Raw genomic sequence first — 6,611 nt, 5'->3', positions numbered from 1 at the left:
TTCAAACGTAGAAGTTTCGATGGAGTATTCCATAAGTGAAGCTTAAATTCCCCGCCATTCATTTCAAAGCTAGGATGGGCTCCAGAGGCGCTTGGACTGGAAATGCGCTTCTTCCTACGCTGCTTTGGTTAAAAAGTGCGAAAGTGGATTCATGGAAGCTACTCCGAATTGCCCCCCATTATGATCTAAAAGCTCTAAAAGCGGGAAGAGATCAAAGCTGTACGAAAGCACTGTCACATGTTTGGAAGGAGACCGCCCGAACGAAGAGAGGATACAGGCGACTGGAAAACATGTGGCAGGGCTTCACCCGACCACTACCGTTAGAAGTCAACCACTAAGGGTTTTACGAAATGAGAACATACGTGCTATAATAAGTTGAAATTTTCCTAATCTACATAATCATCAAACAAAGGGTGAACGCAATGAAGATGTTTTTCCAGTATAACTGGCAGGTACGCGACGAGTGGATGGAATGGTGTAAGCAGCTTACACCAGAGGAATTGCTCCGCAAGCGCACAGGTGGGGCCGGTACGATTTTGTACACCTTGTTTCACATTGCTGACGTCGAGTATAGCTGGCTTCGGGGCGTGCAGGGAAAGCCGGATATTCAGGTATCATACGAAGCGTATAAGACGCTGGAAAAAGTAACAGAGCTGTCGGATGCTTGGCGCGTAGAATTACATGATTTCATCGAGAATTGGTCAGACGAGATGGAGAACGAACCAGTAAAGGTAGCTTGGGATGATGAAGTGCACACGAAGGGGGAGCTGCTTCGCCACGTCATCGCCCACGAGATTCATCACATGGGACAGTTGTCCATTTGGGCGAGAGAGCTCGGGATTACGCCTGTTTCCGCCAATGTCATTGGACGCGGATTAGCGCGCAGGTAGCCCTGACAAAATCCGATCCAAGCTACTCCTATGCATATTTTTCCTCCAAACGGATCATACTCCAACTGTTTTCAATCGCGGTTGCAAGTGAATGACCCGCTTGGGAGGTCGCACAATATGTCATGGAAAAATCAATTGCTGAGGAAAAAGTCGGTTGCGCAAATGCTGGAGCAGGTGGATAAAAACGAAAGCTCTCTCAAAAAGTCATTAGGCGCTTTTGACCTGACGATGCTGGGCATCGGCGCGATCATGGGAACAGGGATTTTTGTGTTAACGGGAGTTGCCGCTGCCTTGCACGCTGGACCGGCACTGGTTTTGTCTTTTGGTATTGCGGCACTTGCCTGTGTGTTTGCCGCACTCTGCTATGCGGAATTTGCTTCGACTGTGCCAGTGTCGGGAAGCGCTTATACATACAGCTATGCGGCATTTGGCGAATTTGTCGCCTGGATGATCGGATGGGACTTGATTCTCGAATACGGAGTAGCTTGTGCTGCGGTGGCAAGCGGATGGTCGGGGTATGCCCAGGGATTGCTAGCCGGGTTTAATATCCACCTGCCGCATGCGCTCACGAGTGCGTTTGATGCATCGAAAGGAACGATCATCGATTTACCTGCGGTCCTCATCATTGTCATCATTACAGCTTTATTGATGAAGGGGACGAGAGAGTCAGCGAGCTTGAATACCATCATGGTGTTAATAAAAGTAGCGGTAGTTGTCCTGTTTCTCGCCGTTGGAGTCATGTATGTCAAGCCGGAAAACTGGAGCCCATTCATGCCGTTTGGTTTTGCAGGAGTAGCGACGGGTGCTGCAACGGTGTTTTTTGCTTTTATCGGATTTGATGCGGTGTCATCTGCGGCCGAAGAAGTGCGCAATCCCCAGCGAGACATGCCAATCGGGATCATTTCTTCCTTACTCGTGTGCACGATTTTGTACATTGCTGTCTCACTGACATTGACAGGAATTGTTCCGTACAATCTGTTAAATGTCAAAAATCCGGTCGCGTTTGCGCTCAGCTATGTCAATCAGAACTGGGTGGCAGGCTTCATTTCGTTGGGAGCAATCGTCGGGATCACGACAGTTTTGCTAGTCATGATGTATGGGCAAGCCCGGATGTTTTTTGCGATGAGCCGAGATGGCTTACTCCCCGAGCTTTTCTCGCAAGTACATCCCCGCACACAGGTACCACAAAAGAGCACGCTCGTCGTGGCAGCCTTAGTAGCAACCTTTGGTGGATTATTGCCCCTCTCTAGCTTGGCCCAGCTCACCAACATCGGAACGTTGTTTGCTTTTATTTTGGTCTCGATCGGACTGGTTGTACTGCGCCGCACTCATCCGCAATTACCGCGGGCTTTTCGTGTCCCATTTGTTCCGCTGGTTCCCATGCTCTCGGTCCTCTTTTGCGGATATCTCGTTTTCAACTTGCCTGCGATGACAAAGATCGGTTTTCTCGGTTGGTTGTCGGTCGGAGCGATCGTCTATTTTCTTTATGGGCGCAAACACAGTCGATTGGCAACAAAAGACGACTCCTCAAAAACGTAAATGGCAGGGTAATCCGTTTAGGCATGTTCTACGTGAGCATGTCTTTGTTTGCTATCTGACAAAGCGATCCCATTCATGTTAGAGTAAAAGCAACCAAAACGACGAGGGAGAGCAGGCTATGAAGCGAAAACGAGCAGATCGACCTGGTTGGAGACGTGTGAAGCGATTGGGCTACCAGCAAAAATGGGTAGAATCTTTATCTTTCTCTGGTTACACTGTCCGCCTGACTCTGGACGAAGTAACGGAGCCTGCCTACATGCCTGTGGGGGACAAAACACTGTGTGTGGGCGATAGAGGATATGTGTACTTGCAGTATTTTCCCCATGGTCAACCTTATGCCGTTACGAAAATGATGGATGAGTTGGGGAATACCGTGCAATGGTATATCGATATTTGCCGGGGACATGGGAAGGATGAGAACGGGCATATCTGGTATGACGATTTGTACCTCGACATCGTGGTACTGCCGACGGGAGAAGTATACCTGCTTGATCAGGATGAACTCGATGAGGCATTGAAAAAAGGCGTTATCACGAGCGAGGATCACCTGTTTGCCTCCGAGACCGCTGATCTTTTATTACGAAATATTTTGGCGGGCAAACGGGATGACTTTGACTTTCCGAATTTTTTTGCATAAACGTATGGAAGAACGAAGGCGGTTGTTGCTTTCGTTCTTTTTTTGTCGAAGTACCGCTTTTGGGAGTGGAGACGGAGGAGGCCCGGAGTTTGCTCCTAGTCCAAAATAACCGTATTTTTATTTCGTGTAAAAAACTGTATGTTACGCCTTAAAAATGAAATACGATTTTTATGAACAAACCATTTAGGAGGAGAAGTATGAAGAGATTATTTCAAGCCTTACTCGCAGTAACACTCATGTTCAGTCTAACGCTAAACAGCAACAACGTATCAGCAAAATCGGAGCAAGAAGAGCTTGGAGTACCGAATCAGTTCCTTGATGATGAGCAGCTAGAGGAAATTGACGCACACTTCGAAAATGGATACCAACTTGATAGCACATATATTTCCGACAACCTAAACAGTTATCCAAAACCTGGGGATGTGTTCGTATCAGTTTCTAATCCTATTATTGCACAGTCAGATGTTCCTACAAATATTCAACCTGCGCTAACATTCTCGGTGCCAATTGCTTTTGACAATGATCCGTCAACAATAGTATCTCTCTATAAGGTTGAAGGAAAATCACCAGTCAGCGGAAAATTGGAGATTAAAAATAACACAATCTATATTCGTCCTGACAAGACTTTGGAATCAAATACGAAATATGCGATCGAGATCGACAAAGGAGCAATTGTAAGTACCACTGATTCTACTAAATCGATCGATAAGTATTTAACTGAGTTTGTGACCAGCAACACCCAAGCGCCTATAGTAATCGATGTAGTGCCGTATGAAGAGGAAACAAAAGTGGATGTAAATGCGGTGATTACAATTAAGTATGATCGCAAAGTGAAAAGTGGAACAAACGAATTCCTATTAATGGATGAAAATGCTGCGGATGTTCCTGCAACTGTTATCGTCAATAATGACACTGTAACGATCCAACCGAATGCACCTTTAAAAAATAATGCAGAGTACTACTTAGCGGTAGTCCAAGGAGCAGTTAAGGATACATCAGGGAATGAAAGCTATAAATATTTTTCCGTGTTTTCAACAGGCACCCCATCTGATGGAGGGTCCATTCCTAAGAATCCAGAACCAATTGATCTAGAATTAGGTGACATTTCAATAGAGTTTGAGTAGAAGAAATCAGAGAAGAGTGGATTGAAATTTGCGACTGCTACAGTAAAGGGCGACAAGTGTATAGGGTGAAATGTAAAGATAGAAGGGTTGTCTCTATTCCAGAGACGGCCCTTTTTTCATTCATTCCTGAATCCGATTTCCCCTCCTAGGGCTTTTTTGTTTACAATGGATACAGATTGTTGAATTGGTTTGAAAGGATGTCGTACATGAGTAAAACAGTTGTATTGGCAGAAAAGCCTTCGGTTGGACGCGACATTGCCAAAGTATTGCAGTGTCACAAAAAAGGAAACGGCTTTTTTGAAGGAGATAAATATATTGTAACGTGGGCGCTCGGGCATTTGGTCACCCTCGCTGATCCTGAAGCGTACGGGCAGCAATTCAGCTCGTGGCGAATCGAGGATTTGCCGATTATGCCGTCCCCATTGCGCTTGGTCGTGATCAAGGAAAGCAACAGGCAATTCCAGGTCGTCAAACAACAATTGAGACGCAACGATGTCGGACAGATTGTCATTGCGACGGATGCAGGGCGGGAAGGAGAGCTCGTGGCCCGCTGGATTCTCGAGCTGGTGCACGTAAATAAACCAATCAAGCGACTATGGATTTCCTCCGTGACAGATAAAGCGATCCGCGAAGGCTTCCGCAATCTGAAAGACGGCAAAACCTATGAAAACTTGTTTGCCTCCGCCGCTGCTCGTGCAGAAGCTGACTGGCTCGTAGGAATCAACGCTACGCGCGCCTTGACGTGCAAGCATAACGCCCAGCTCTCATGCGGTCGTGTCCAGACGCCAACACTTGCCATTGTCGCAACACGAGAAGAGGAGATTCGTCGCTTTACACCCAAGCCGTTTTACGGGCTGTCTGCAGTGGCCCAAGGTCCGATTCAACTTCAATGGCAAGATCAGCAAACGAAGGATGTCAAAACGTTTTCCAAGGAGAAAGCGGATCAGCTAATAGCCTCGCTCAAACAGGAGAAAAGCGCCGAGGTCATCGAGATTACTCGTGCTCACAAAAAGACATTTGCTCCGCCGCTGTACGATCTGACGGAGCTGCAAAGGGATGCCAATCGGCTGTTTGGCTATTCGCCAAAGCAGACGCTGTCCATCATGCAGGGATTGTATGAGCATCACAAGGCAGTGACCTATCCGCGAACCGATTCTCGCTATCTGTCTGCTGATATCGTAGAGACGCTGCCGGATCGAATCCGTGCTGTGCAAATGAAGCCATATGCGCCACTCGCCGCCAGAATCCTGCGTTCCCCGATCAAAGCGAACAAATCGTTCGTGGATGACAGCAAAGTATCTGACCACCATGCCATTATCCCGACGGAGCAAGCTGTTTTTCTCGGTGATTTGAACGATAAGGAACGCAAGATTTTCGATCTCATCGTGAAGCGCTTCCTGGCCGTTTTGCTGCCTGCCTTCGAATACGAGCAAACAACCATTCAGGCGAAAATCGGGAATGAAACGTTCCTGGCAAAAGGAAAAACCGTGCTCTCCCAAGGCTGGAGAGAGGCGTATGACCACGATGTAGAAGAAGACGATGCGAAGGATGGCGTAAAGGAACAAATCCTGCCTTCCCTTGCAAAAGGAGAACGTCTGTCTATCCAGTCGGTATCCCAGACCAAGGGTGAGACGAAGCCGCCAGAGCCATTTACGGAAGCGAGTCTGCTGACTGCGATGGAAAACCCGGCGAAATATATGGCCAACGAGAGCAAGGATTTGATCAAAACGATTGGGGAAACAGGCGGACTTGGTACGGTAGCCACCCGCGCGGATGTGATCGAGAAGCTGTTTAACAGCTTTTTGCTAGAGAAGCGCGGCAAGCATATTTTTGTCACCGCAAAAGCCAAACAATTGCTAGAGCTCGTCCCAGATGAAATGCAGTCGCCGACCTTGACTGCCCAATGGGAGCAAAAGCTCGGTGCCATCGCCAAGGGAAGCTTGAACAAGCGAGCGTTTATCGAAGAGATGAAATCGTACGCCAAAGAAGTCGTCCAACAGATCAAGAACAGCGATCAGACTTTCCGTCACGACAACCTGACCCGTAGCAGGTGCCCGGAGTGCAATAAGTTTTTGCTTGAGGTAAACGGAAAGCGTGGCAAAATGCATGTGTGCCAGGATCGCGAATGCGGCTATCGCAAAAGCATTGCCAAGCAGACCAATGCCAGATGTCCAAAATGCCACAAGAGATTGGAGCTGCGCGGGGAAGGAGAAGGTCAAGCCTTTGTCTGCGCTTGTGGGCACAAGGAAAAACTGACGACCTTCCAGGAGCGTCGTGATAAGGAAAAGGGCAGCAAGGTTTCGAAGAAAGAAGTAGCCAAGTATTTGAAGGGACAGGACAAGGAGCAGGACGAAGGAATCAACTCAGCGATGAAAGACGCACTGTCCAAATTTAAGTTCGACTAAAGAGGCGTGAAACAAA

At 47.7% G+C, this 6,611-nt stretch carries 5 protein-coding genes; all 5 read left to right on the top strand.

Features of this window, described 5'->3' with window-relative positions; all coding sequences use genetic code 11:
• Positions 1–422: 422 nt before the first annotated feature.
• The 5 genes from C7R93_RS13155 to C7R93_RS13135 all read left to right on the top strand — a co-directional run bounded on the left by C7R93_RS13155 (position 423) and on the right by C7R93_RS13135 (position 6,595).
• Positions 423–890, top strand: a complete 468-nt coding sequence (locus tag C7R93_RS13155) for a DinB family protein (protein ID WP_106839236.1) — start codon at positions 423–425, stop codon at positions 888–890.
• 117 nt (positions 891–1,007) lie between these two features.
• Positions 1,008–2,429 carry a branched-chain amino acid transporter BcaP gene (gene bcaP / locus C7R93_RS13150; RefSeq protein ID WP_106839235.1) on the top strand — a complete coding sequence of 474 codons (1,422 nt, stop codon included), beginning with the start codon at positions 1,008–1,010 and terminating at the stop codon, positions 2,427–2,429.
• Positions 2,430–2,547: 118 nt separating this feature from the next.
• Positions 2,548–3,066 carry a ribonuclease FAU-1 family protein gene (locus C7R93_RS13145; RefSeq protein WP_106839234.1) on the top strand — a complete coding sequence of 173 codons (519 nt, stop codon included), beginning with the start codon at positions 2,548–2,550 and terminating at the stop codon, positions 3,064–3,066.
• Between the two features lie 197 nt (positions 3,067–3,263).
• Positions 3,264–4,190, top strand: a complete 927-nt coding sequence (locus C7R93_RS13140; RefSeq protein ID WP_106839233.1) for an Ig-like domain-containing domain — start codon at positions 3,264–3,266, stop codon at positions 4,188–4,190.
• A 206-nt stretch (positions 4,191–4,396) separates the two neighbouring features.
• The gene (locus C7R93_RS13135; protein ID WP_106839232.1) at positions 4,397–6,595 is read left to right on the top strand and encodes a DNA topoisomerase III; all 2,199 of its coding nucleotides are present in this window, start codon (positions 4,397–4,399) and stop codon (positions 6,593–6,595) included.
• Positions 6,596–6,611 lie beyond the last annotated feature (16 nt).

This window comes from Brevibacillus fortis (assembly GCF_003013395.1).
In the GTDB taxonomy this organism is placed as follows: Bacteria; Bacillota; Bacilli; order Brevibacillales; family Brevibacillaceae; genus Brevibacillus; species Brevibacillus fortis.
The sequence above is the reverse complement of the archived record's forward strand: the minus strand, read 5'-3'. Positions and strand labels throughout refer to the sequence as shown.